The 24,620-nt window shown below is 62.7% G+C and carries 21 protein-coding genes; 9 read left to right on the top strand and 12 right to left on the bottom strand.

From position 1 onward, the window contains the following. Nucleotides 1-211 precede the first annotated feature (211 nt). From M2361_RS03060 to M2361_RS03030, 7 genes are all read left to right on the top strand, one after another. Nucleotides 212-724 (top strand): winged helix DNA-binding protein, encoded by a 513-nt coding sequence (locus tag M2361_RS03060; protein ID WP_100856425.1) that lies wholly within the window; start codon nt 212-214, stop codon nt 722-724. Between the two features lie 9 nt (nt 725-733). Beyond that, nucleotides 734-2,587, top strand: a complete 1,854-nt coding sequence (locus M2361_RS03055) for a dipeptide ABC transporter ATP-binding protein (protein WP_310508888.1) — start codon at nt 734-736, stop codon at nt 2,585-2,587. 54 nt (nt 2,588-2,641) lie between these two features. Further along, nucleotides 2,642-4,174 (top strand): ABC transporter substrate-binding protein, encoded by a 1,533-nt coding sequence (locus M2361_RS03050; RefSeq protein ID WP_259246169.1) that lies wholly within the window; start codon nt 2,642-2,644, stop codon nt 4,172-4,174. 47 nt (nt 4,175-4,221) lie between these two features. After that, nucleotides 4,222-5,145 (top strand): ABC transporter permease, encoded by a 924-nt coding sequence (locus tag M2361_RS03045; protein WP_100856427.1) that lies wholly within the window; start codon nt 4,222-4,224, stop codon nt 5,143-5,145. A gap of 5 nt (nt 5,146-5,150) precedes the next feature. Beyond that, a complete protein-coding gene (locus tag M2361_RS03040) occupies nt 5,151-6,017 on the top strand; it encodes an ABC transporter permease (RefSeq protein WP_259246168.1) in 867 nt (288 codons plus the stop codon). 72 nt (nt 6,018-6,089) lie between these two features. Next, complete coding sequence (locus M2361_RS03035; protein WP_259246167.1) at nt 6,090-7,829, top strand: peptidase M14; 1,740 nt, start codon at nt 6,090-6,092, stop codon at nt 7,827-7,829. A 14-nt stretch (nt 7,830-7,843) separates the two neighbouring features. After that, the gene (locus tag M2361_RS03030) at nt 7,844-8,281 is read left to right on the top strand and encodes an acetyltransferase (RefSeq protein WP_100856430.1); all 438 of its coding nucleotides are present in this window, start codon (nt 7,844-7,846) and stop codon (nt 8,279-8,281) included. 215 nt (nt 8,282-8,496) lie between these two features. On the opposite strand, the gene M2361_RS03025 is transcribed toward M2361_RS03030, so the two are convergent. The 5 genes from M2361_RS03025 to M2361_RS03005 all read right to left on the bottom strand — a co-directional run bounded on the left by M2361_RS03025 (nt 8,497) and on the right by M2361_RS03005 (nt 12,302). Next, nucleotides 8,497-8,679: an oxidoreductase-like domain-containing protein gene (locus M2361_RS03025; RefSeq protein WP_259246166.1), complete on the bottom strand. Its 183-nt coding sequence runs from the start codon at nt 8,677-8,679 to the stop codon at nt 8,497-8,499. A 21-nt stretch (nt 8,680-8,700) separates the two neighbouring features. Then, nucleotides 8,701-9,264, bottom strand: a complete 564-nt coding sequence (locus tag M2361_RS03020; protein WP_259246165.1) for a GNAT family N-acetyltransferase — start codon at nt 9,262-9,264, stop codon at nt 8,701-8,703. 135 nt (nt 9,265-9,399) lie between these two features. After that, complete coding sequence (locus M2361_RS03015) at nt 9,400-11,004, bottom strand: lytic murein transglycosylase (RefSeq protein WP_259246163.1); 1,605 nt, start codon at nt 11,002-11,004, stop codon at nt 9,400-9,402. 162 nt (nt 11,005-11,166) lie between these two features. Continuing rightward, nucleotides 11,167-11,529, bottom strand: a complete 363-nt coding sequence (locus M2361_RS03010; protein WP_259246162.1) for a sel1 repeat family protein — start codon at nt 11,527-11,529, stop codon at nt 11,167-11,169. Between the two features lie 53 nt (nt 11,530-11,582). Further along, nucleotides 11,583-12,302, bottom strand: a complete 720-nt coding sequence (locus M2361_RS03005; RefSeq protein WP_259246161.1) for a hypothetical protein — start codon at nt 12,300-12,302, stop codon at nt 11,583-11,585. A 158-nt stretch (nt 12,303-12,460) separates the two neighbouring features. Between M2361_RS03005 and M2361_RS03000 the strand changes: the two genes are divergently transcribed. Further along, entirely contained in the window at nt 12,461-13,396 is a 936-nt protein-coding gene (locus M2361_RS03000) for a LysR family transcriptional regulator (protein WP_259246160.1), read from the top strand. 79 nt (nt 13,397-13,475) lie between these two features. Beyond that, entirely contained in the window at nt 13,476-14,426 is a 951-nt protein-coding gene (locus M2361_RS02995) for an adenosine deaminase (protein ID WP_259246159.1), read from the top strand. A 91-nt stretch (nt 14,427-14,517) separates the two neighbouring features. Here M2361_RS02995 and M2361_RS02990 read toward each other — a convergent pair whose 3' ends face one another. From M2361_RS02990 to M2361_RS02960, 7 genes are all read right to left on the bottom strand, one after another. Continuing rightward, entirely contained in the window at nt 14,518-15,318 is an 801-nt protein-coding gene (locus M2361_RS02990) for a DUF6708 domain-containing protein (protein WP_259246158.1), read from the bottom strand. A gap of 202 nt (nt 15,319-15,520) precedes the next feature. Next, on the bottom strand, nt 15,521-16,063 hold the full coding sequence (locus M2361_RS02985; RefSeq protein ID WP_259246157.1) for a DUF6708 domain-containing protein: 543 nt from the start codon (nt 16,061-16,063) through the stop codon (nt 15,521-15,523). A 448-nt stretch (nt 16,064-16,511) separates the two neighbouring features. Beyond that, a complete protein-coding gene (locus tag M2361_RS02980; protein WP_259246156.1) occupies nt 16,512-17,312 on the bottom strand; it encodes a DUF6708 domain-containing protein in 801 nt (266 codons plus the stop codon). Nucleotides 17,313-17,379: 67 nt separating this feature from the next. Then, complete coding sequence (locus M2361_RS02975) at nt 17,380-18,180, bottom strand: DUF6708 domain-containing protein (RefSeq protein WP_259246155.1); 801 nt, start codon at nt 18,178-18,180, stop codon at nt 17,380-17,382. Beyond that, nucleotides 18,180-21,476 (bottom strand): T6SS effector BTH_I2691 family protein, encoded by a 3,297-nt coding sequence (locus M2361_RS02970; protein ID WP_259246154.1) that lies wholly within the window; start codon nt 21,474-21,476, stop codon nt 18,180-18,182. Before M2361_RS02970 ends, M2361_RS02975 begins: the two co-directional genes overlap by 1 nt. Continuing rightward, complete coding sequence (locus tag M2361_RS02965) at nt 21,473-22,441, bottom strand: hypothetical protein (RefSeq protein ID WP_259246153.1); 969 nt, start codon at nt 22,439-22,441, stop codon at nt 21,473-21,475. The genes M2361_RS02970 and M2361_RS02965 overlap by 4 nt, the downstream gene beginning before the upstream one ends. Then, the gene (locus M2361_RS02960; protein WP_259246152.1) at nt 22,438-24,510 is read right to left on the bottom strand and encodes a type VI secretion system Vgr family protein; all 2,073 of its coding nucleotides are present in this window, start codon (nt 24,508-24,510) and stop codon (nt 22,438-22,440) included. The genes M2361_RS02965 and M2361_RS02960 overlap by 4 nt, the downstream gene beginning before the upstream one ends. Nucleotides 24,511-24,620: the final 110 nt, after the last annotated feature.

The raw sequence follows: 24,620 nt of genomic DNA, 5'->3' as shown, positions 1-24,620 counted from the left end.
TCAGATCCCGCATCCCTTGCTCCCGTTTTTAGCCCCAACGTCAGGCGATTAACAAAGGCCCAGCAAAAGGGACAGCAGCAAAAATCGCGCCGCGCTTATGCACTGCCTGGCAGCCCTTATTACCCAGGGTTATCCCGAATGCCTCCATAACAACAAATCGTCAATAATTCGCCAACGTTTTATCATCGATCCGTCCCTACACACGCCTGTCATGTCTGCATCCATCCGGGACGCCATCGTTTCTTCCGCCCATCTCGCCACGTCCGCCCCGCAGTTGTCCGAGGTGGAGTTCGGCCTGATCATCGCGTCCCACGCGTTTAATCGCTGGATGGTGCGCTGCATGGCTTGCGCGGGCCTGCCCGACCTGACTTCGCTGGACATCCTGGTGTTGAACCACGTGTTCCATCGTGGACGCGGCAAGAAGCTGGCCGACATCTGCTTCACGCTGAACGTCGAAGACACCCACCTGGTGAACTACTCGCTGAAAAAGCTGGAGCGGCTGGGTGTGGTCCAAAGCGCCAAGACGGGCAAGGAAGTGATCTACACCACCACCGACGCCGGCGCTGCCGCCATTGCGCGCTACGCCGAAGTGCGCGAGCAATGTCTCGTCAAATCGTTCATCGACTCCCCCGCGGCGGACGAAGCCAGCCACCAATTGGCCAACACCTTGCGCGCCCTCTCGGGCCTGTACGACCAAGCCGCCCGCGCCGCCACCTCGCTGTGAGAATCCACGTTGTCTAGCACCACCGCTTCTTCTACCGCCCCGCTGTTGTCCGTGCGCGGCGTATCGGTTGACTTCAATACCGACAACGGCGTGTTCCGCGCTGTCGACAGCCTGGACTTCGACGTCAAGCCGGGCAGGACGCTGGCCATCGTGGGCGAGTCCGGGTCGGGCAAGTCGGTAACGTCCATGGCCATCATGCGGCTCACGGATTATTCCAACGGCCGCATCGCCACGGGCCAGATCCTGTTTCGCGACAACGATGGCCGCGAAACCGACCTGACCCAGGCCACCGACGAGCAGATGCGCGCCATACGCGGCAACGACATCGCCATGATCTTCCAGGAACCGATGACGTCGCTGAACCCGGTGTTCACCATCGGCGACCAGATCGTGGAAGCCATCATGCTGCACCAGCAACTGTCGCGCTCGGCCGCGCGCCAATCGGCCCGCATGCTGCTGGACAAGGTGCGCCTGCCGGACGCCGAACAACTGCTGGACCGCTATCCGCACCAGTTGTCGGGCGGCATGCGCCAGCGCGTGATGATCGCGATGGCGCTGTCATGCCAGCCGCGCCTGTTGATCGCCGACGAGCCCACCACCGCGCTGGACGTCACCATCCAGGCGCAGATTTTGAACACCATCCGCGAATTGCAGCGCGACCTGGGCACCGCCGTCATCTTCATCACGCACGACATGGGTGTGGTGGCCGAGATGGCCGACGACGTGGTCGTGATGCTGCGCGGCAAGAAGGTCGAGCAAGGCACTGTTGATGAGATCTTCAACGCGCCCAAGCATCCGTACACGCGCGCGCTGCTGGCCGCCGTGCCGCGCCTGGGCAGCCTGACCGGCCGCGACCTGCCGCTGCGCACGCCGCAAACCGTGCTGGACGGAGACACCCTGCGCGAAGTGGGCGAAACCCGCGAGCAAGACACCGCCAGCTACGACGAACCCGTCCTGCGCGTGGAAAAGCTCACCACCCGTTTTGACGTCGGCCACAACCTGTTCGGCCGCGTCACGCATCGCGTGCATGCGGTGGAAGAGGTCAGCTTTGATGTCTACCCCGGCGAAACGCTGGCGCTGGTGGGTGAATCGGGTAGCGGCAAGTCCACCATCGGCAAGACCTTGCAGCAACTGGTGGCGCCGACCTCGGGCGCGGTGCGCTACAACGGCCAGGACATTTTTTCGATGGATGCCGCCGGCCGCCAGCGCCTGCGCCAGGAAATCCAGTACATCTTCCAAGACCCCTACGCATCGCTGGACCCGCGCAAGACGGTGGCCTTCAGCATCGCCGAACCCATCCGCACGCACGGCCTGTTGCACGGCGAAGACGCCATCGCCCGCCGCGTGGGCGAGCTGCTTGAACAAGTGGGCTTGAAGCCCGAGCACGCGACGCGCTATCCGCATGAGTTCTCGGGCGGCCAGCGCCAGCGCGTGTGCATCGCGCGCGCCTTGGCCAGCAACCCCAAGCTGATCATTGCCGATGAATCCGTCTCCGCGCTGGACGTGTCCATTCAAGCGCAGATCCTGAACCTGCTGATGGACCTGCAAAAAGACCGTGGCTTGTCGTACCTGTTCATCACGCACGACATGGCGGTGGTGGAAAAGGTGAGCCATCGCGTGGCGGTGCTGTACCTGGGCCAGATCGTGGAACTGGGTACGCGCCGGCAAATCTTTGAATCGCCGCAGCATGCCTACACGCGCAAGCTGCTGGCCGCCGTGCCGGTGGCCGAGCCCGGCCGCCATATTGATACCTCGCTGATCGAAGGTGAAATTCCCAGCCCGGTACGCCGCGTCGGCGACGAACCGGCCATCATTCCGCTGACTGAATTCGCGCCCGGCCATCAAGTGGCCCGCGCGGCGTAGCAGCAGCCCCCTTTTTTTCTCGGTGTGATCCGAGTTCCCGTCCCTGGAGCGACCATGCAATTTTTCCGCACCACTTTCACCGCCACCGCCCTGACCCTGGCGTTGGGCGGCGCACTGCCCGCCGTCCTGTCGACCACGCATGCCGCGGGCACGCTCAGCGTGGCCATCAACCAGGACCCGGGTAGCTGGGACCCCATCGACACCTTCGTGACCTTCTGGGGTTCGGTGGGCGGCAACCTGTACGACGGCCTGACGATGCGCGGCGCCGACCTGAAGCTGCAACCGGGCCTGGCCACCAGCTGGGAATACCTGGACGAGAACAAGCGCCTGCGCTTCAAGCTGCGCGAAGGCGTCAAGTTCCACAACGGCGAACCCTTCAACGCCGAAGCCGTGAAGTTCACGTTCGAACGCCTGCTGGGCGCGGAAGGCGCCAAGGGCCCGCAAAAGTCCAACTACGACTCCATCGGCGAGATCAAGGTGGTGGACGAATACACCGTCGATTTCATCCTGAAGCAGCCTGACCCCGTGCTGCTGACCAAGCTGGCCGGCTACGGCGCCATGATCGTGCCGCCCAAGTACATCAAGGAAAAGGGCGAGGACTACTTCAACACGAACCCGGTCGGCACCGGCCCGTTCAAGTTTGAAAGCTACCAGCCCAAGGTCAACGTGACGCTGGCGCGCAACGACGAGTACTGGGGCGGCAAGCCCAAGCTGGACAAGGTTGTGTACCGCTTCATCAGCGAACCCGGCACGCAAGTGGCCGAGCTGCAAGCCGGCCGCATCGACATCGCCACGCTGATCCCGCTGGGCCTGATCGACACCGTGAAGAAGTCCGGCAACGCCGACGTCATCTCGACGGGCGGCCCGGTCGCCTACGCGCTGCGCTACAAAACCACGGGCGGCATCACCCAGAACCGCGACGTGCGCCGTGCGCTGATCATGGCCGTGGACCGCGAGGCCATCGTCAAGCAGTTGCTGCTGGGCCAGGCGAAAGTCATCGCCAGCTTCCAGGGCCCGCAATCGTTCGGCTACAACCCCGAGCAAAAGCCCCTGCCCTTCAACCCCGCCGAAGCCAAGAAGCTGCTGGCAGCCGCTGGCGTGAAGCCGGGCGCCACCGTGCAGATCGACGTGCGCGGCAGCGATTCGAACTTCCGCGAAGTGGCCCAGGCCGTGTCGGGCTACCTGCAAGGCGTGGGCGTGCGCGCCACCATCAAGCCGTATGAAACCGGCGTGCTGTTGAACGACATCATCCCGGGCGGCAAGACGGGCGAGATGTGGCAAAACCAATGGGGTGGCTGGACGTATGACTACGACAACACCGCGTACCTGATGTATCACACGGGCCAGAAGTGGAACCCGTATGACAAGGACGCCAAGTTGAACGGCATGCTGGAAGCGCAACGCACCGTCTATGACGTGAAGAAGCGCGAAGCCATGCTGCAGGAAATTGCCGCGTACGTCGCCGACCAGGCGCTGGAAATGCCGCTGTACAGCCTGAACACGATCGTCGGCGTGAACAAGCGCGTGAAGAACCTGGAAGTCCCTGGCGACATCCGCTTCCGTTTCCTTGAAACCAGTGTCGATTAAGCATTAACCCAACGATCCGCCCCGGTGTGAAGCCGGGGCGGCGCCTCATGACCGGATTTCTCATCAAACGCGTGTTGCAGGCGGTCTTCGTGATCGTCGCCGTGACACTGCTGGTTTCCTATGCCGTGCGCTTGACCGGCGACCCCGCGCTGATGCTCAGCCAGGGTTCGGGCAGCGTCACCGAACAAGACCTGGCCAACATCCGCCAGGCGCTGGGGCTGAACCGCCCCTTCCACGAGCAATACCTGTCGTACATGCAAGGCCTGTTGCATGGCGATTTCGGCCGCAGTTTCATGGGCGGCACGTCGGTCGCCAAGCTGATCGGCGACGCCCTGCCCGCCACGCTGATGCTGGCATTTACGTCGCTGATCGTGTCGATTCTGATTTCGCTGCCGCTGGGCATCCAGGCCGCCATCAAGCGCGGCAAGTCCACGGACCAGGCCATCCGCATCCTGTCGCTGGTGGGGCTGTCGTTTCCCAACTTCTGGCTGGCGCTGATGCTGGTGCTGCTGTTGTCGATCACCTTCCCGCTGCTGCCGCCTTCGGGCTGGAGCGGCCCGGCCAGCCTGGTGCTGCCGTCCTTGACGATGGCCATCATTCTTAGCGCCACCAACATCCGCCTGGTGCGCACCACCATGCTGGAAACGCTGTCGGCGCAATACATCATGGTGGCGCGCAGCAAGGGCCTGAAAGAGCGCGTGGTGCTGTACAAGCACGCGCTGCGCAACTGCGCGATTCCGCTCATCACGTATCTGGGCCTGCAATTCGGCGGCCTGATCGGCGGCATCGTCGTGATTGAAATGGTCTTCAACTGGCCTGGACTGGGCACGCTGGCGTTTGACGCCATTTCCGGCCGCGACTATCCGGTGCTGCAAGGCACGGTCACCGTGCTGGCTGCCGTCATCGTCCTGGTCAACCTGATCGTCGACATTGCCTACGGCATCGTCGACCCCCGTATCCGCACGCGCTAAGCCTTATGCAGACAACCACATCCCCCGCCGCGCCCCAGGCCTTCAAGCCGCGCAGCCGCTACCGTTCGCTGGAATTCGTGCTGGGCGCCATCCTGACCGGCGTCATGATCCTGCTGGTGCTGACGTCCGGCTGGCTGTTTCCCGACGGCGGCGAATCCATGGACCTGGCCTCGCGCCTGATGGCGCCGTTCACGTCGGCCGCGCATCCCTTCGGCACCGACCCCTTGGGCCGCGACGTGCTGGCCCGCGTGATCGTGGGCGGCAAGATCTCGCTGATGGTGGGCTTTGCCTCCGTCATCGGCGGCGCGCTGCTGGGCATTGTCATGGGCCTGATCGCCGGTTACTACCGTGGCTTCTGGGACATGGTCGTCATGCGCTTTGCCGACGTGCAACTGGCGCTGCCGTTCATCCTGGTGGCCATCACGTTCATCGCCATCCTGGGTGGCGGCCTGTTCAACGTGATCTTCTTCATGATCGTGTCGCAGTGGGTGCAGTATGCGCGGCTGGTGCGCGCCCAGGTGCTGGCGCTGCGCGAGCGCGAGTTCGTGCTGGCCGCTCGCGCCTTCGGCGTGCGCGACCTGGCCATGATCCGCCATCACATCGTGCCCAACCTGCTGGGTCCGCTGGTTATCCTGATGACCTTGAACGTGGCCAACAACATCCTGCTGGAAAGCAGCCTGACCTTCCTGGGCTTGGGCGTGGACCCGATGATTCCCAGTTGGGGCGGCATGCTGGCCGATGGCCGCACCTACATGCAGACCGCGTGGTGGGTCAGCGTCTTCCCCGGCTTGGCGATCATGCTGACCGTGCTGGGCCTTAATCTGTTGGGAGATTGGTTGCGAGACCGCCTGGACCCGACCGGAAAGGTGTAAAAGATCAGATGCCCCGCAAGGGGCATTTGTCTCTTTGCCGGATGCCGCAAGAACCCCGAAGGAATACGACGCATGTCTTTGCTTGAAAAATCATTTGACCGCACGCTGGACGCCTGGACCCATTCCTATCTGGCGCCCGTCTGGCGTGGCGCGGTGGTGGAAGGCTGGTTGTTTGAAGGTGTTGATGCACGCCGCGCGGCAGAGGCGCGGTTGGCGCAGGCCGGCGTCAGCGCGCGCTTTCGTAGCGCCTACAAGCCGCTGCTGCATTACTTCCTGGAAGAAGTCGATCGCGACGGCCTGGTGTCGGCGCTGGTGCGCTATCCGCTGCACGAACACGCGCTGGCCAAGCGCTTTACGCTGGAAGCCTACCCGCTGGTCGCGTTGCTGGAAGGCGTGCGCGTCGTGATGCAGGAAGGTGCGTCCGACCTGCACTATGACGTCACCCTGAGCTACGCCGATGGCCGCACGGTTGAGTCCCGCGTTTTCGCGCCCAACGTGCTGGGCGCGGCGCAAGACGGCACGCCCGAACTATCGCCCACTGGATGGCTACGCGTGCGCGATGCCGACGGGGCGGTGCAGACCGACGGCGCCCAAGCCACCGAATACCAGCAAGTGTTCCGCAGCATCGTCGACACCGTGCGCAATCACGCCTGGGGCGCGCACGAACCGTATTTCGACCGCCTGGAAATCCGGGTGGACCTGCCCGGCATGGACTTCGCGCTGCCGGTGGACGAAGAAATCGTCAGCACCTTCGAAGCCCTGCACGAAGACGTGTACTTCACGCTGCTGGAACATTTTCAGCATCACTCCGGCAGGCCGTCGGGAGACCGTGGCTTGCAGCCGGGCCAAATTATTCCGGACATCCGCCGCCACGACGGCGCGGCGCGCGTGCAGATTTCGCTTGAGCCGTTTGCCCCGGTCGCACCGGTTACGCCCGCGATGCCCGATGGGCCGCTGGCACAGCGCCGCGAGCCGCTGACGGCCGCCCAGATTGCGGGCTGTGTGGCGGCATTTGGCGGCGACACCTTCCAGGCGGTATCGCGCCAGGGGCGCCCCGTGCTGGGCACCTATGTGCGCGGCCCCGGGCCCGCCGTCTTCATCTCGGGCGCGCAGCACGCCAATGAAACGTCGGGCATTGTCGGCGCGCTGCGCGCCGCGCAGACGCTGGCCGAACGCGGCGACGCGCACTTTGCGCTGGTCGCCGCCGAAAACCCCGACGGCTACGCGCTGTTCAACCGCCTGCGCGAACATCATCCGCGCCACATGCTGCACGCCTCGCGCTACAGCGCGCTGGGCGACGACATCGCCTACCGCGAACATGCACCGTTCTTTGAACGCGACGCACGTCATCAGGCGCAGGCGATCAGCGGCGCGCAGTTGCATATCAACCTGCACGGCTACCCCGCGCACGAGTGGACGCGCCCCCTGTCCGGCTATCTGCCGCGCAACTTCGAGCTGTGGACGATACCCAAGGGGTTTTTCCTGGTGTTGCGCCATCATCCGGGCTGGCGTGAACGCGCGCACCGGCTGATCGAAGGGGTCACCGCGCGCCTGGCCGCCAACGTGACCGGGCTGGTGGAATTCAACGCCCGCCAATTGGAACTCTTTCACGCGCATGCGCTAGAAACCGGCTTCGAGGTCATGAACGGCATTCCGGTACAGATCACGGAGACGGATCGCGAAGATCTGCCGATGGCCTTGATTTCCGAGTTTCCGGATGAAACCGTCTACGGCGACCGCTTTGTCTTCGCGCATACTGTGCAAATGGAAACCGTCCTGGCCGCGACCGACCTGTATCGCTCGGGACTGTAAACACCAACAAGAACATGAATATCCGAGAACGCAACCACGGCGACGACCTGGCCTTGGCGGACATCTGGCTCCGCTCGGTCCGCGCCACGCATTCCTTCCTGACGGAAAAGGAAATCCAGGCGATGTACCCGCAGGTCCTCAACACCTATCTGCCATCGGTGCGGGTGTGGGTCTGTGAGGACGGAGACGGCGAGATCGCCGGCTTCATGGGGCTGTCAGGCAACAAAGTCGAAATGCTGTTCGTAGACGCCAGCAAACGCGGCAAAGGCGCCGGCCGCCGCCTGCTGAATTTCGCGCGTTCGCTGCACGGCACCCTGCTGGTGGACGTGAACGAACAGAATCCGCAAGCGCACGGGTTTTACAAACACTACGGTTTCGTCGACACCGGCCGCTCGGCCCACGACGACGCTGGCCGCCCGTTTCCGATCGTCCATATGAAGCTGGCGGGTTGAGGCAGACGATTGCGATGCGCTGATTTCCGCTACATGCCAATCGTAGGATGGGTGAAGCGCGAAAGACTGGCCAATAGAACACGAACGCCGGACGCGCGTAACCCATCGAACACCGGTGCCATCCAATCGATCGCCACCATTGCGATGCGCTGCATGATGGGTTTGCGCGCTGGGTATCTGCTTTCTTCTATTTACCCGTGCGCGCCACACCCATCCTACGTGCCTTCCGCTTCATGCCTTAGCCGCCACGCTTTCAACGCTTGGCGGTACTTGTCCATGGCTTCGTCGTACATGTCGTACACGCAGGGGATGCAGCCGCTGTTGCAGCATTCTTCCGGCGCGGGGCGTTCGGGGGGGACGGGCTGGGGATCGTCGTCGGGAATCGGGGTGGTGCTCATAGCCGAATGTTAACGCCGGGGCTACCGCGTGTAGTCGGTAGTACTTTGACGCGCCTGCCAATCCGCGCGACGGATCTCGTAGCGCACCTTGACATTGGCGCCGTTGCCCGCCGCTTCGCCCACATAACGCATGCCGCTCTTTTCCAGCACGCGGCGTGACGCCGTATTGGATTGGATCGCCACCGCGCACAGCGCGTCGACCGGCAGCAGCTTGAAGCCCAGCGAGACCAGTGCCGCTGAAATTTCCACGGCATAGCCTCGGCCCCAGCATTCCGGCGCAAACGCATAGGCAAGCTCAATGGCGCCCTGCTCATCAGACACCGTGTACTTCAAGCCCGCGCGTCCAGCCAGCGTGCCCGTTTCCCGATCTTCCAGCACATACATGCCGTAGCCGTGATCCATCCAATGAGCCTCGTTCTGCGCCAGGTACAGCCGGCTGGCCGCCCCGTCGCGCGTGCCGCCCATCGTGGCCATCACATCGGGATTGGCGTGCATCTGCTCAATGAACGGCAGATGCGCCTGGCTCATCCGCTGCGCGCGCAGCCGAGGTGTCAGGAAAACGTCAGGAAAACCAGCGGACGGCATGACATTCTTCACGAAGAGAGGGCGGGGATCCATCATAGCGGTGCTTGACCGCGTATGGCATCCACCGCCCATCAACGACGAATGCCGCGCCGATCAGACGCTGACATTCGCCGTGCCCTGATGCGGGCGGCAGACTTACTGGGACGGGCGCGCGCGCAAGGCGTCAGGCTTGTCGGCCTTGAGCGCGTCCAGGATGCGCTTGCCCACGCGACCATCTTGCGGCAGGCCGCGGCGCTCTTGTTCGGCGCGCACGGCATCGCGGGTTTTGGCGCCGGGAATGCCGTCTGCTTCGCCCACGTCGTAGCCACGTCCGTAAAGCGCCTCTTGCAATTCCTTGATCTGGGCGCGAGACAGGCCGGGGTCATCCGTAGGCCAGGCCGTGATGATGCCCGGACGGCCCTGCAAGCGGTTCAGCAACAACGACACCGCCAGCCCGTAACGGCGCGACTGGTTGTAATGCAGGATGGCGTCGAAGTTGACCGTGGCCAAAAACACCGGCCCCTTGGCGCCGGTGGGCGCAAACAGATAGGCCTTTTCGTCATTACCCGACGGCAGCTTCAAGACCGAACCATCACCCTGTTTCAACCCGGCTTGCGCCCATTGCGCAATGGTGCGGCGGTCTTGCGAGCCCACGTATTCCGCGTCGGGTTCAGGCGGGATCGCGGCAGCCACGTCAGCCGGCACCCGCACTTCCACCACGGCGGGCAGGCCGTGCGTCCACTTGGCGCGGCGCTTGCGCAGGTGGTTGGCGGTGGAGGCCAGCGCGTCGGGCAGCGAATGGTAGAGGTCGATGCGGCCATCGCCATCACCGTCTGCCGCCAACTCATAGAAAGACGTCGGGATGAACTGCGTCATGCCGAACGCACCGCTCCAGGAGCCAACAAAGCTGTCGGCCGGCACGGTCCCGTCGCGCAGCAGCCGCACCGACGCATAGGCGTTCTTTTCCCACAGCGTCTTGTTCTCGGTGCAAGCGCGCGTCAGCCAGGCGTTCAGCACATCGGTCTTGCCGATCTGCCGGCCGTAGTTGGTTTCGATACCAAAGATGGCGACCAGCGTTGCAGGGTCCACCTGGTATTGCTGGCCAATCGCGGACAGTTGCGGGCCCACCTTCTTCATCACGGCCAGCCCGTCGTTGACGCGCTCATCGTCCACGGTCTTGGCGATGTAGTCCCACCAACTTTCGCGCCCTTCCGGCTGACCCTTGGCCGACGCCACGGTCGTGGGCAGCAGCTTGGCATTGGCGGTGTACTTGTCCCAATCCGCAACGGTCAGGCCATTGGCCGTGGCACCGTTACGCAACTTGGCAATACACGCCTTGGTGTCAAGCTCGGTCGGGATGATGACAGTGGGGGCTGCTGCGGCGGCGGCGGGTGCAGCGGGTGCGGCAGTGGCGGCAGGTGCGGGTGCGGCAGCGGCGGCTGAGCCCGAAGGTGCGGTGGTGGGCGTTGCAGACCCCGCGGAAGGCGTCGTTGCCGTCGTCGTTGCCGGCGCGGCTGCTGCGGGGGCAGCCGTCGGGGCACCAGATTTTGCCGCTTCCTGCGCGGCAACCACATCATCAAAACTGCGCTTGGGCGTCAAGGCCGGTTGCGGCTGTGCCGGCGCAGGCGTGGTCTGCACGCGCGACCCGGTGGCGGACGCGGGCGACTGTGCCTGGGCGGTGCCCGCGGCGGCCGTGATGCAAGCCGCAAGCACAACACGGGAAAGCGAATCGATTCGAGGGCGTGATGAACGCTGACGCATGGTATTCCTGAAAAATCGAAGTCAGCCAGGATCGTACCGCGGCCCGCTGTTGAAATCGAACGCGCAACCCCGAACCTGCAGCCGGTCGTAACGTTGCGCTACCTCTTCCTACTTAAGGAATCGGGGCTTAAAAAAAATTAGCCCGCGCAAGATTTTCCAAGCCTACCGAGCCGCCGCCTGCCCGCGCAGTTGCGCCAGGCGCTCGATGGAAGCCTCATGCCCCTGGGCGGCCGCCGTCTCGTACCAGCGCAGCGCCTCTTTCATGTCCACCTGTTCCAGCATCAGGCCCTGCATGAACTGCGCCTCGGGGTTGCCGCGTTGCGCGTCGGCCAGCAAGGCTCGCAGGGCCTGGGCGTCTTCGCGTGGCGACTCGCCATAGACGTGCGCGTTGCTGCCCACCGGGTCTTCGATCAGCCCACGCAGCGAAGGCGGTGTGTTGGCGAACTGATGGCGCCAGAACAAGGCGACCAGCAGCGTGAACGCAATCAGGAGCAGGGTCGAGATAAACAGGCTTTTACGTGTCATGAGTCAGAAGCTAATCGGCAAGCCGCAGCCGCGGCATCACCCAGTTAAAAATATCAGCGCGCAACCGGTGCGAACCAGTACTGCGACACGCTGCTTTCGTTGGAATACCAGGGCAACATTCCGATGCTGTCCGACTCGCGTTGCACGGTTACGAGCAGGCCGCCGGCTTGCGCACGGAATATTGCCACGTGCCGCCTGACGCCCATGGATTCATGCTGACGCCAGTCGTGCCGCACGCTGACCCACAGCCGGCCTTGCGTGCAGCCCGTATAGCGGCGGATGTCGTCGGGCAGATAGAAGCCGCCCTCGCCGGACTTGGCCGCCGGATCCTCGCCGCCATCCAGCATGGGCAATCGCGCCGCTGAGCGCGCGCCCTGCCCGTCCAGGGCCAACACGTTCCACCCCTTGCCGTTGGGCGACAGCGACACCGTCGCGGCGGGCGTCGAGCGCCATTCCGGCAAGAGCGTGTCACGCATGCCGGGCAGCGCCAAGGGATACAGGAAAAAAGTGCGCAGGTCTTTCAGGGAATAGGAGGGTTCACCCGACCGCAGTTCACCCTGGGCGCGGTAGGTGCCGCCCAAGTCCGGGCATTGGGCCGGGTCCGACGCCAGCACCACCGGCGTCACGCTCTTGAAAGACGGCCACTTGACCGACACCTCATCCACGCGGGAAACGCCGCAGCCGCTCAGGGCAAGCACCATCAGGCCGGCCCCCGCATACTGGGCAAGCCGCCGCGCGCGGGGTGTGGAAATAGCGGATAGGGATGGATGCATGTTGTGCCTTTCTTGCCGCCGCACGGGCGGCCTACGCAGCGTGCGGCGCGATGGATTCGAGGCCTCGCTTGGCGACGAACTATATCTGAATCCCGCATCGCCGTTGCCAAGCGTTGCGGGGCAGAGAATAATCGGCACATCGCCACCGGCCGCTTCCCATGACACCGTTCCGAGGCAAACTCCGCATCCGGCACCTGGAAATCGTGCTGACCGTCTCCGAATTGGGCAATCTGTCCAAAGCGGCGGCGCAGTTGCACAGCACGCAGTCGGGCTTGTCGCGCGCCATCGCTGAAATCGAAGAGCTGGTTGGCGCGCGCCTGTTCGAGCGTACGGCCAAGGGCACGACCTGCACGCCGCTGGGCGACGCCATGTGCCGCCATGCCCGCCTGCTGCTTACCGACTTCCGCAAGGCCGAGATCGATCTGGCCGCCGTGTCGCGCGGCGACGAAGGCAGCCTGACGGTCGGCTGCTTTTCCATGTTCGCGGGCTGGCCGGTGGCCGAAGCCGCGCGTTCATTCCGGCAGGCTTATCCGCGCATCACGCTCACCATCGAGATCGGCACGCACGAGCGCCTGATCGAAGACCTGGACGCGGGCGCGGTGGACGTGCTGATCAGCCGCTTTTCGTCCACCGTGAACCCGCAGGTGTATCGATCCACCACCTTGCTGGAAGACCCCGTCGTGCTGGGCTGCGCCACGGATCACCCCTTGGCGGGGCTGCCGGACTCTACGCTGGCCGACTATGTGGCTTACCCCTGGATTACCGCGTTGCCCGGCAGCCGCATCCGTGGCGAACTGGAAATGTCGCTGCGCCAGGCCGGTTTGGCAATTCCGGATATGATCGGCGCCCTGTCCCTGGAGTTCGGCCGCGAAATGCTGCTGGACGGGCACTACCTGTGGATGCTGCCCGGCAGCGTGGCCGCCGTCCGCCAGGCGCGAGGCGAACTCGTCGTGCTGCCCGCGCGCCCCGCCATCAAGAAATCGCCCCTTGCCGCGATATGGCGGCGCGATCGCCCCAGCACCCGCCAGGCGCGCGCCTTTGCGGCGCACCTGGAGCAAGCCATCCAGGCGGATCAGACCGCGCTGGCCGCCTAGGCCGCCGCGCTCAGCCCCCCACGCTTAGGCCCCACGCTCAAGCCCCCTTTGAATACGCCCCTTTTTTATCGGAGCACCTATGTACGACTGGCTCAACGCACTGCCCAAGGCGGAACTGCACCTGCACCTGGAAGGCTCATTGGAACCCGAGCTGCTGTTCCAGTTGGCGCAACGCAACGGCGTGGCGCTGCCCTGGCCCGACATCGATGCCCTTCGCGGCGCCTACAACTACGGCAACCTTCAGGAATTCCTGGACCTGTACTACATGGGCGCCAACGTCTTGCGCACCGAACAGGACTTCTACGACCTGACCTGGGCGTATCTCCTGAAGTGCCGCGAGCAGAACGTGGTGCACACCGAACCCTTCTTCGACCCGCAGACGCATACCGATCGCGGCATCCCCTTTGCCGTCGTGCTGGAGGGCATCAGCCGGGCGCTGGAAGACGGGCGCAAGCAACTGGGCGTCTCCAGCGGATTGATCCTGAGCTTTCTGCGCCACCTGCCCGAAGAGCAGGCCATGCGCACCCTGGACGAGGCCCTGCCCTACCGCGACGCCTTTATCGCCGTCGGCCTGGACAGCAGCGAAATGGGCTATCCGCCGCGCCTGTTCCAGCGCGTATTCGACCGCGCCCGCGCCGAAGGCCTGCCCGCCGTGGCGCACGCGGGCGAGGAAGGCCCGCCCGAATACATCTGGGAAGCACTGGACCTGCTGAAGGTGCTGCGCATTGACCACGGCGTGCGCGCCGCTGAAGACCCGAACCTGATCGCGCGCCTGATCGACGAACAGATCCCCCTGACCGTCTGTCCGCTGTCCAACACGCGCCTGCGCGTGTTCGAACACATGCGCGATCACAACATTCTGTCGCTGTTGGAGGCCGGTGTGAAGGTCACGGTAAATTCCGATGATCCGGCTTACTTTGGCGGCTATGTGAACGAGAACTTTCAGGCCTTGCATGAGCATCTGGGCATGACGCAGGAACAGGCCAAGGCGCTGGCGGACAACAGCCTGGATGCGCGGATAGTGAAGTAAGGAGGGACGTGGGTGCGGTGGTGGTGGTGGTGGCGGTGGCGGTGGCGGTGGCGGTGGCGGTGGTGGCCGTGGTGATACCTGACACCGCCCTTCACGGCGCACTCCGAGATTCGGCATCCATCGCCTCCGGCCATTCAACCCTTGGCGCCCAACGCAGCGCCAGGTTGTATGCCGGCACGTCATTCGCGTCACGCGGTTCGATATCGCACGGTGGCAAGGCTTCCGGGCCTTGCTGCATATAGGTGCAGACGTAGGCCCAGAGATTGTCCAGGTCTTGGTTGTAGGTGCTGAGGTGGAAACGTTCGAGGACTTCGTTGGTGCCGGGCTTGACGATGGCGAGTGATACGCCCCACTTGATGATCAGGCTGCCACTAGATGAGGCGCCCCATTGTTCCCAGACTTCGGCTCGAACGTCGTCCCAGTCGTAGCTGGCGGTAGTGACGTACCAGCGTGAGAAGGGCTTCCACCAGACCATGTGGAAACCGTAGACGTAGATTTTTCGGCGGAGACGGTTGAAGCGGATGGGGAGGTCGCGGGGCTGAGTTATATCAGTCCGATATATAAGCACGGTGATCCATGTGCATAAGGCCATGGCAAAGAGCGCAGACGCCAGGATAAAAAGGTCAATGGATTTGAAACTCGATAGTCCATCGAACAACTCGCTGAAAATCATGCGCGGCATTTCAATAAAGGCCCCGTAGCCGGTAAACGGGATAGCGAATAACAAGACGCCGCGAATGCTAGACGAGCGCCTGGAGAGTTCCAAGTAAGTGTTATCAACGTGGTTTGGCGCACTCTCTTTCAGACTTGGCATCACCACAGGCGTTTCATTCGGCCCCGGCAAGTCGCGCTGCCATCCTGGACACGAAGGAACGAGTTTGGACCGCGCCATCACGCCACCTCCGTCATTGTGACGCTGGCATATCCGGCAAGATCGTCCTTGTCACACCAATAGATGTCGGTCACCACAAGCGAACCGACGACGTCCATAGGCCCTGGCACAAGCGTTGGACGGTGATCAATCCACGCGCGTCCTGAAATACACCTGCGGCGAGAATCTATCAGCACTGTTGGAACACGCTCGATACATCCCTTCACGGCGCACTCCGAGATTCCGCATCCATCGCCTCTGGCCATTCAACCCTTGGCGCCCAACGCAGCGCCAGGTTGTATGCCGGCACGTCATTCGCGTCACGCGGTTCGATATCGCACGGTGGCAAGGCTTCCGGGCCTTGCTGCATATAGGTGCAGACGTAGGCCCAGAGATTGTCCAGGTCTTGGTTGTAGGTGCTGAGGTGGAAACGTTCGATGACTTCGTTCGTGGCGGGTTTGACGATGGCTATTGAGACGCCCCATTTGATCATCAAGCCACCACCAGAAGTGGCGCCCCATTGCTCCCATACTTCGGCGCGAACGTCGTCCCAGTCGTAGCTGGCGGTGGTCACATAGCGGCGAGCGAAGGGATTCCACCAGACCATATGGAAGCCGTAGACGTAAATTCTGCGACGGGCGCGGTTAAAGCGAATAGGTAGATCGCCCGGTGTAGAAACGTCCATGTGGAACAGAAACGCTGCAAGGTACAAATAGGCTGCTGAACAAACGGCCATTACCAAAATAGCCAGCAATCGATCCGTCATGTCTCCAGACGAGAACCATTCATAGCGAATCGCGATAGTTAGCTGCCAAATGAGGAAACAAACGCACAGCGGAACGGATACAACGAAAGTTCCTCGGATACTGGAAGAACGTCTGGACAGTTCCAAACAGATGGCGTCCACGTAATTAGGCGGGGTCACGCGACTAAGCGGAGCATCGGGCAGATCGTTCGGTCCGGGCAAATCGCGCTTCCACCCGGGACACGCAGGAATGAGTTTGGATCGCGCCATCACGCCACCTCCATCATCGTGATGCCGGCGTATCCGGCAAGACCGTCCTTGTCATACCAATTGATGTGGGTCGCCACAAACGAATCGACGTCCATTGGCCCTGGGACAAGCATCGGACGGCGGTCAACGCACGTGCGCCCTGCAATAGGGCTGCGGTGAGAGTCCATCTCCGCTGTTGAGGCGCGCTCGATGCAACCCTTCACGGCGCACTCCGGGATTCGGCATCCATCGCTTCCGGCCATTCAACCCTTGGCGCCCAACGCAGCGCCAGGTTGTATGCCGGCACGTCATTCGCGTCACGCGGTTCGATATCGCACGGTGGCAAGGCTTCCGGGCCTTGCTGCATGTAGGTACAGACGTAGGCCCAGAGATTGTCCAGGTCTTGGTTGTAGGTACTGAGGTGGAAACGTTCGAGGACTTCGTTGGTGCCGGGCTTGACGATGGCGAGTGATACGCCCCACTTGATGATCAGGCTGCCACTAGATGAGGCGCCCCATTGTTCCCAGACTTCGGCTCGAACGTCGTCCCAGTCGTAGCTGGCGGTAGTGACGTACCAGCGTGAGAAGGGCTTCCACCAGACCATATGGAATCCGTAGACGTAGATTTTTCGGCGGAGACGGTTGAAGCGGATCGGGAGGTCGCGGGGCTGATCTATCTCCGTTCGATACATGAAAGCACTGGTCCAGGCACATACGAAAAGTGTGAACAGCCCAACCGAAAAGTTAAAAAGATTGAATGAAGCAGAGCCGGAGTGTGCGCGCAACACCCCACCGAGAATGTTGCGTGGGACTTCAACGGCGGCAAAATAGCCGAGGATAAAACTAGCGATAAGTAAAATGCCGCGTATGGATGATGAGCGCCTGGAAAGTTCCAGGTAGATGTCATCAATGTAATTCGGCGCATCCTCTTTTACGCTTGGCGTCACAGCGGGCTTTTCATTGGGGTCAGGCAAATCACGCTGCCATCCCGCACACGGAGGAATGAGTTTGGATCGCGCCATCACGCCTCTCCAATAGGTCTGCGCCGAGAATCTATCCGCACTATTGGAACCAGCTCGATGCAACCCTTCACGGCGCACTCCGGGATTCGGCATCCATCGCCTCTGGCCATTCAACCCTTGGCGCCCAACGCAGCGCCAAGTTGTATGCCGGCACGTCATTCGCGTCACGCGGTTCGATATCGCACGGTGGCAAGGCTTCCGGGCCTTGCTGCATGTAGGTGCAGACGTAGGCCCAGAGATTGTCCAGGTCTTGGTTGTAGGTGCTGAGGTGGAAACGTTCGATGACTTCGTTGGTGCCGGGCTTGACGATGGCGAGTGACACGCCCCATTTGATGATCAGGCTTCCACTGGATGACGCGCCCCATTGTTCCCAGACTTCGGCTCGAACGTCGTCCCAGTCATAGCTGGCGGTGGTGACGTACCAGTGGGAGAAGGGTCTCCACCAGACCATGTGGAAACCGTAGACGTAGATTTTTCGGCGGGCGCGGTTGAAGCGGATGGGGAGGTCGCGGGGTTGCGCGACGTCTGTCCGGTACATAAGCGCACTGGTCCAGGCGCATAGCGCCATCATGAACAGCCCGGAGGAAACCAAAAACAGATGAAATGAACTAAAACTCACACTGTTGGTGAACAGCACACTCAAAACGATGCTGGGAGCTTCAATGACGGCGCAATAGCCGATGAAGACGGCAACAAAGAGCAAAATTCCGCGTATGGAGGAAGAGCGCCTGGACAGCTCCAAGTAGATGTCGTCAATGTGATTCGGCCCATCCTCTTTTACGCTTGGCATCACAATGGGCTTTTCATTCGGGCCCGGCAAATCGCGCTGCCATCCCGCACACGAAGGAATGAGTTTGGATCGCGCCATCACGCCACCTCCGTCCGAGTGATGCTCGCATAACCGGAAAGATCGTCCTTGTCACACCAATAGATGATGCTGACCGTGGCACTCTTGATTCCGTGCAAAGGCTCGAGCGAGTAACTGCACGCTAGCATTGGCGCTTGCTTAGTCGGCAACACATGGTCATTAGGCGTCAACCACCGAAATTCATCGAGCCTGGGAGCACTTAGGACGCTGTTGTGATGGACGGACTCAAGGACGCCTTCTATCGCCGCCGGAGTATGTCGCCCGACTTTGTCTACTCCGAAGCGCGTTACAAGAAGCCGGAATTCATAGCGCGACACCTCCGGATCGAAGCCAGGCAGGACGATTCGATAGCCGAGCTCCGAGCCCGACTCCATACCGCCCGTTGCCTGGATATGCAGTATGTCGGTCGTCAGTAGCGAGTCGACATCCATTGGCCGCTCGACCGAACGAAAACCGAGGATCGCCTCCATACCGATAAGTGCGGCATTCAGCTCCGAGATTGCGGCATCCATTTGATCTGCCGTTGCCCAGCGAGACTTTTCCCCAGCACGACCGAAATAGGAGCGGCGAGCCCACAATTCCAACGCATCCGAATCTTGTTTTTTTTTGGCTACGCGTCCGAAGGCGAATGCTAGAAGACCGAGTGCAATCCCAATGCCCAGTGACCCCAACAATGCCTCGCCGGTCAAGACACCATGCAAGCTAAAACCCGCCCCGGCAAAAGAGGCTAAGGCAGCGATTCTGTATGTCCCGGCCGCATCGCCATCCCCCACCGCATCAGTACGCATCGCCGCCCCCAAACTTCCCACCCCATCCGCCACTCCCCCCAAAGCCGCAATCGCGCCACCCGCTTTTACTAACCCCTTCCCCAGCCCAATCGCCTTCGCAACCATCCCCGCCTCGGCGCTCGCAACCCTGCGCATAAATGGCTGCACAGCCTCTCCCGCCACGCTAAGCGCCAATCCACCGGCCTCCACACCCGCGCCCAGCATGCCGATGCCCGCCCCGTACAGCGCGGCCATCGCCTCCGCATGTTCCGCGCCTACCGCCTGGCGCGCGGAATCCAGGCTGGACCGCACACTGTCATGCAGAAAATAAAGGCTGACCAGCGATAACCCGCCATATCCCGAACCCACAGATAAGCGCTTCAAGCTGGCGAAGCCGTTCTTGGCGAACTCCCGTGCGTGCTCCGCACTGAGTTCCAAACCGATGAGCAGTTGCGCCGCGGGCGTCTCCAGGTGTTTGATGCCCACTGACAGCTTGCGCATCGCACTACCAGATATGCCGCGTGCGCTGTGTGTCACGCCGCCGATTGCCTCCTGCACGTCTTGCATCACGTCGCGAGTCACGTCCGCCGCGCCGGTCTTCAGTTCTTTTATTCGCTCGGCGATCTGTTCCGCGCTGCCTTCCATCCAGATCGTCACGTTGACCAGTATCTTGTGCAACGCGGGGTCCGGGACGCTGATCAGGCCGGAAAATATGAAGGCGCGTACTCGGCGGCCGGTGTCTTGGTTCAGGGACTCGCCGACACGTTGAAGTTCGTCGGCGTAGATTCCTAGCAGTTCGCTGACGGTCAGCTGGATCACGACCTGCGTCATCTGCGCGCCACGGTACAACCATGCGCCGCCGACGTGCACGGCATCAATCGCCGCGCGGGTGCCTTCGTTCAGAAGATTGTGCAGCCGGCTGCTGGCGCCATGCATGGCGGCCAACAGTTGGTCTGCCGCGCCCGCCGCCAAGCCTTCACGCCAGGCACCGACCTCTTTGCTACTGACCACGCCTTTTACCGCGTCGAAGTACTTCTTGGCGGCATCGTCGGCCGCGCCGCCCGCGCCCGCGCTGAACAAGGGCAGAAAGCTGGATTGCAAATCGCTGCGCTGGCCGTTCAACGCCACATAGACCGCGCTGTGCGGATCGGACAACAGCTCCTGCCATGCCTGCGACGTGGGGCCCGGCTTGGGGGCAACCGCCGGCGCGCCCGTTCTGCTGACAACAGGCGCTTCCACCGCGTCGGTAATACCGCCGTCCAGGCACGCGCTGACCATCAGCAGGCGCAAGCGGCGTGATCGTTCGTCGATGTCGCTGTAGTCCAGATCGACTATCCGCCTCCAGGCGGCGCTGCGCACAACCCCCGCCCAGTCTTTGCCATAGGCATCGATGTCGTCCTCCAGACGTTTGCACTCCTTGTCATAGCTCGCTTGAAAACTGGCGCGGCCCTGCCGGCCTCGCTCGGACGGCGGGTCGGTTTCCCAATAGCGTTCCTTCAGTCGACCCATCCGCCGTGCCACCTTGTGCGCCACGCGTTCGCGGCGCTCCTGTGCGGGGTCCCAGAAACTCGGCCCCATGCCGGATGCGGTGGGTATCAGGTCTTGCAGGTACGTAGGGCTCGCCGGTATCTCGGCATCGGCCTGGGCGGCGTAGAGCTGCTCAATGCCCAACAAACATTGCGACGTCAGATAGGCATAGCGCCGTTGCGGCTCTTCCGCCCACATCCGCTTCTGCGTGTACGCGGCCAATCGAAAGTTATTCAGTTCCTGCGCCATGCCCACCGGGTCTGGCAATATCAACCCCGGCACGCCTTGCGGCAGGCGATGCTGGCTTTCCATCATCTTCAGATAGTTGCGCATGCCCGTGGCTTGCAGGGCGCGCGAATGCCAGCCATGCACGCTGCCGAAGTCGCGCACATCCAAGCTGTACTCCGCCACGTGCGTATGTAGTGGATGCGCGTGTTCCAGTGCCAGCGCGGCGCCACCCGCCGTGGGATCTTGCCGCAGGGTGGTCAGGTCCACGATCACGAAGCGTAACGGGTGGACGGTTTTCCGAGCCTGAGCCGCCGGCGTGGCGCCAGACTTGTACGCATCCAGCACGGCGGTGGGCCACGGGTCTTGCGCATACGCGATCCAGGCCGTCTTGTACTTATCCACGTCAATGCCGATGAAGGACGCCGGCAGGTCGTGGGCATGCTGCACACATCGTTCAGACAGGGGCTCGGGGGCATCCCTGCCCATCTCGTAGGGGTCGAACAGGCGTAGGTGGCCGGCGTCGGTGACCTGATAGGCCTGCCAGACATTGCCGTCCAGCAACACGTACACATAGCCGCTACGCAGCACGCGCAGCGACTGTTGCAGGCCGGGATGGGTCAATGCGCCGTGCTTGTTCAGGGCCGGCGTCTTGGGAATGGGGGCCTCGCGCAGAAGCAGAACAGGAATGCCAGTGCGCTCGCAGGCTTTGCAACTGCCCAGCGGCAAAGGCAGCATCTCCTGAACGGTAATGTCGAGTTGCCGGCTGAGCGTCATGAGGTGGTTTCCGCGAGGTTCAGGTGATGGGCGATGCGCTGCCACGCAAGGTCGCCACAGGCCGCCAGCGCGGTGGCGGCACCGCCGGGGGACGTTCGGCTCAAGGCCAGGCGCAGTGGCTCGTAATGCAGCAAGCGCGGATGTATCGTCTCTTGATGCAGCGCCAGCACGATGATGTCGCGGCTATCCGTCAAGCCAATCTGTCGCGCCTGCCGGATCATGCGAAAGGCTTCTGCGGCGGCCTGGGGTGGCAGCGGCGTCTGGCCCTGCCAACGCCGTGGGGCGTACGCCAAAGGCTGTTGCAATGACCGCCGCCATGCGGCCAACAGCGTTGCGATCAGCACCGCGTCCTGTTGCGTCTGGCGGGCTAGCGCCGGCAGAGGATCGGCCTGAGCGCTTGAGGCGTCCGCGGCAGCCGGTCCACCCGGTGCACCATTCACGATGGCAAACGAGCCCCAACTGGTGGGCAACAGCCACGTGCGTATTGGCCAGAGCCGATGGCCCAGCGACTCCCGGGACATCGAGGCGGCCAGCAGTTCCAGCCGCAACGGCTCGAACCACGGCGACATGCCGCCCACAGCGCTGCCTGAAAAATCCATGCAGCGTGCGGCGACATGTTCGGCCAAGGCGTCGGCGTCGAAGGGGCTTAGCAGCAGACCGCAGATATAGCGTCTGCGGTGCACGACGTCGGCCAGTGCGTGTTGCGATACCTGACGGATAAATGCCGTGGCAGGCTCCTGGCCGGGACCCGCCAAGCGAATCAACACCGGGCAGGCGCTTGGCGTGTGCGCAAGATCAGGCCGCGCCACCGTGGTCAGGGCGTCAGCGCCCAATGCCTCCATCAACGACGCCAGGCTAAGGAGCTGCTCTGGCGCGCAGTCGGCCAGCGGGTCCACCAGCAGATAAATGGCATCTTCAGCATGACGGCGTTCAGCGATCAGGCTGGACATGACAGCGGCTGTCATCGCGTGCGTTCCATGCAGTCTTCTATCAGCCCCTCAACCACGCTACCCGCCATCGACAGCGAATTGCCGCCTCCATTCGCCTGCGAAATCGGGCCTTTGAGGTTGATGGCAAGCGCTTCAAGCGTGATGCCCGAACCGTTGATCGTGATCGTGCCGCCCGGCCCCTTGATCACCACGCATTGCGCTGCCTGCAATTCCAGCGTGACCGTCTTGCCTTCGATCCGCTCGCCGGCATGCACCTGGAAATGGCCTTGCACCTTGTGCTCCACGTGGCCGCCGGTTTCTATCCAGTGATTCGCGGCCGTCTTGTCGCGGCGGTTGTTGCCCACGTCTTCCGTGCGGTCGCGCCCGGTGGCAATGGTGTGGTTGCGGTCGATGGTCAGGAAGTCGTTTTGCCCGATGGCGTGACGCCGGTCCTGCCCGATGTTGACCTGTTCGTCGTTGCCCACCGTTTCACGGCGGTCGTGGCCGATGGTGATGGTTTCATCGTGCTCGACCTGTTCGGCACGGTCGTTGCCGACGAAGGTAGTTTCGTTGTGGTTCACATGGATGTTCTGGTCTTTCTGGGCATGGACGTAGATCTCTTCCTGATCGCGTTCGTCTTCAAAGCGCAGTTCGTTATAGCCCTCGCCCTTATGCGTCTGGCTCTTGATCGTCATGCGCGTCTTGTGGCGCGGCAGTTCGTAGGGCGGCGGGTTGATCGACCGGTGGGTTCGACCCGTGACGATCGGCTGCGAACTATCACCGTCCAGAAAGCTGACGATCACTTCCTGCCCGATGCGCGGAATGGCCATGTGGCCCCAGCCGGCGCCCGCCCAGTTCTGCGATACGCGAATCCAGCACGAGCTGTGTTCGTTGTTCCTGCCCAGCCGGTCCCACGGAAACTGCACCTTGATGCGGCCGTATTCGTCGCAATAGATTTCTTCGTTGGGCGGGCCGACCACGCTGGCGATCTGCGGGCCGTCGACCACGGGCTTGCGGCTGGGCGCGGGCTTCCAGTCGACCTTGTCGGGCACGATGTCGGCGGTGTAGCCGTAGCGCGTGCCGTGTTCCGCGCCCGCGCTGTCTTCTTCCTGGCTGGTGTGCTGCACGCCGTGATGACGCATGCGTACCGGCCGCCAACCCTGGTTCCAATCTTCGCGCGGGTGGCCGGTCAGGTCGAAGGCCACGCCGGGAATCAGGCGGGCGTCGTCACCCTGCACCTGCGCCATGCGCGCGTCGCGGCGCAGGCCCAGCAAGCGGCTTTGGGTAAAGGGCTTGCCGGCCTCGTCGCGCTTGTAGCGGCCGGGATAGTCATAGCGTTCGTAGCGGCGGTCTTGGTGCTGAAGGTCGCTGGCAACGTGCGTGTGTTCCTGGTCGTACTGCGGGTGGGTGTAGGTGTAGTCGCGCTGGGTTTGGCGCGCGGTGCGCAGTTGCTCGGTGTAGGTGAAGCGGCGCAGCGCGGGCTGGGCCGGGTCGCCGCCCGCCAATGGTTGGTAGACGATAGGGCCGCCGGCGATTTCGCCGTGGATGTAGATGCGGTCGCCGTGGATCAGGCCGTGGCTTTGTTCGGTATGCACATAGCGATGGAAATAGCCTTCCTCGGCGGCCAGCCGGGTAACGAAGTCCAGGTCGGTTTCACCGGCTTGCACGCAGTATTCGCGCGGCAGGTGCGGGTTCGTGGTGACCTGTTCATAGTCGGTGATGTGGTGGCGCTTGAAGACATCGGCCAGGATTTCCGGCACGGACAGTTGCTGATAGATGCGCCAGTCCGAACACAGCGCCAGGCGAGACAGCGAGGGTTCCAGCACGGCGCGGTAGCGCGTGCGCCGAAAGCCCGTGTCGCCTTGCTCGAAGGCGGTGACGATGCCATGGACGTGACGTACCGCCGTATCGCCCCGCCACAGCGTGAAGAGCGCCGTCTGGTCCAGCATGGCGCCGAAGTCGATGGCGGGGTTGAAGCTGGACAAGTCCAGTTCCAGCCGATAGGTCTCGGACAGGGCTTCGTCCAGCGTGAATTCAATGACGTCGAATTCCACGCCGCGAGCGGACGACACGAAGGTAAAGCGCAGATCGGATGAGTGGGGCACGGTGGGTTCCTGGGCAGGCGCACCGCAATACTCGCGGCCCACTCATCAACGCAACATCCATGCCAGCTTTCCATTGTCGGCATTAAACGCAATGGATTCATTGACTTACG

It is taken from the genome of Achromobacter sp. JUb104 (assembly GCF_024806975.1).
In the GTDB taxonomy this organism is placed as follows: Bacteria; Pseudomonadota; Gammaproteobacteria; order Burkholderiales; family Burkholderiaceae_B; genus Achromobacter; species Achromobacter spanius.
This window is presented reverse-complemented; position numbering and strand designations above follow the sequence as displayed.

Excerpts from the sequence above, each read along its gene's own strand:
- M2361_RS03060 (WP_100856425.1), top strand. The coding sequence starts at position 212 with ATGTCTGCATCCATCCGGGACGCCATCGTTTCTTCCGCCCATCTCGCC.
- M2361_RS03050 (WP_259246169.1), top strand. The coding sequence starts at position 2,642 with ATGCAATTTTTCCGCACCACTTTCACCGCCACCGCCCTGACCCTGGCG.
- M2361_RS03045 (WP_100856427.1), top strand. The coding sequence starts at position 4,222 with ATGACCGGATTTCTCATCAAACGCGTGTTGCAGGCGGTCTTCGTGATC.
- M2361_RS03040 (WP_259246168.1), top strand. The coding sequence starts at position 5,151 with ATGCAGACAACCACATCCCCCGCCGCGCCCCAGGCCTTCAAGCCGCGC.
- M2361_RS03035 (WP_259246167.1), top strand. The coding sequence starts at position 6,090 with ATGTCTTTGCTTGAAAAATCATTTGACCGCACGCTGGACGCCTGGACC.
- M2361_RS03030 (WP_100856430.1), top strand. The coding sequence starts at position 7,844 with ATGAATATCCGAGAACGCAACCACGGCGACGACCTGGCCTTGGCGGAC.
- M2361_RS03025 (WP_259246166.1), bottom strand. The coding sequence starts at position 8,679 with ATGAGCACCACCCCGATTCCCGACGACGATCCCCAGCCCGTCCCCCCC.
- M2361_RS03020 (WP_259246165.1), bottom strand. The coding sequence starts at position 9,264 with ATGCCGTCCGCTGGTTTTCCTGACGTTTTCCTGACACCTCGGCTGCGC.
- M2361_RS03015 (WP_259246163.1), bottom strand. The coding sequence starts at position 11,004 with ATGCGTCAGCGTTCATCACGCCCTCGAATCGATTCGCTTTCCCGTGTT.
- M2361_RS03010 (WP_259246162.1), bottom strand. The coding sequence starts at position 11,529 with ATGACACGTAAAAGCCTGTTTATCTCGACCCTGCTCCTGATTGCGTTC.
- M2361_RS03005 (WP_259246161.1), bottom strand. The coding sequence starts at position 12,302 with ATGCATCCATCCCTATCCGCTATTTCCACACCCCGCGCGCGGCGGCTT.
- M2361_RS03000 (WP_259246160.1), top strand. The coding sequence starts at position 12,461 with ATGACACCGTTCCGAGGCAAACTCCGCATCCGGCACCTGGAAATCGTG.
- M2361_RS02995 (WP_259246159.1), top strand. The coding sequence starts at position 13,476 with ATGTACGACTGGCTCAACGCACTGCCCAAGGCGGAACTGCACCTGCAC.
- M2361_RS02990 (WP_259246158.1), bottom strand. The coding sequence starts at position 15,318 with ATGGCGCGGTCCAAACTCGTTCCTTCGTGTCCAGGATGGCAGCGCGAC.
- M2361_RS02985 (WP_259246157.1), bottom strand. The coding sequence starts at position 16,063 with ATGACGGATCGATTGCTGGCTATTTTGGTAATGGCCGTTTGTTCAGCA.
- M2361_RS02980 (WP_259246156.1), bottom strand. The coding sequence starts at position 17,312 with ATGGCGCGATCCAAACTCATTCCTCCGTGTGCGGGATGGCAGCGTGAT.
- M2361_RS02975 (WP_259246155.1), bottom strand. The coding sequence starts at position 18,180 with ATGGCGCGATCCAAACTCATTCCTTCGTGTGCGGGATGGCAGCGCGAT.
- M2361_RS02970 (WP_259246154.1), bottom strand. The coding sequence starts at position 21,476 with ATGACGCTCAGCCGGCAACTCGACATTACCGTTCAGGAGATGCTGCCT.
- M2361_RS02965 (WP_259246153.1), bottom strand. The coding sequence starts at position 22,441 with ATGACAGCCGCTGTCATGTCCAGCCTGATCGCTGAACGCCGTCATGCT.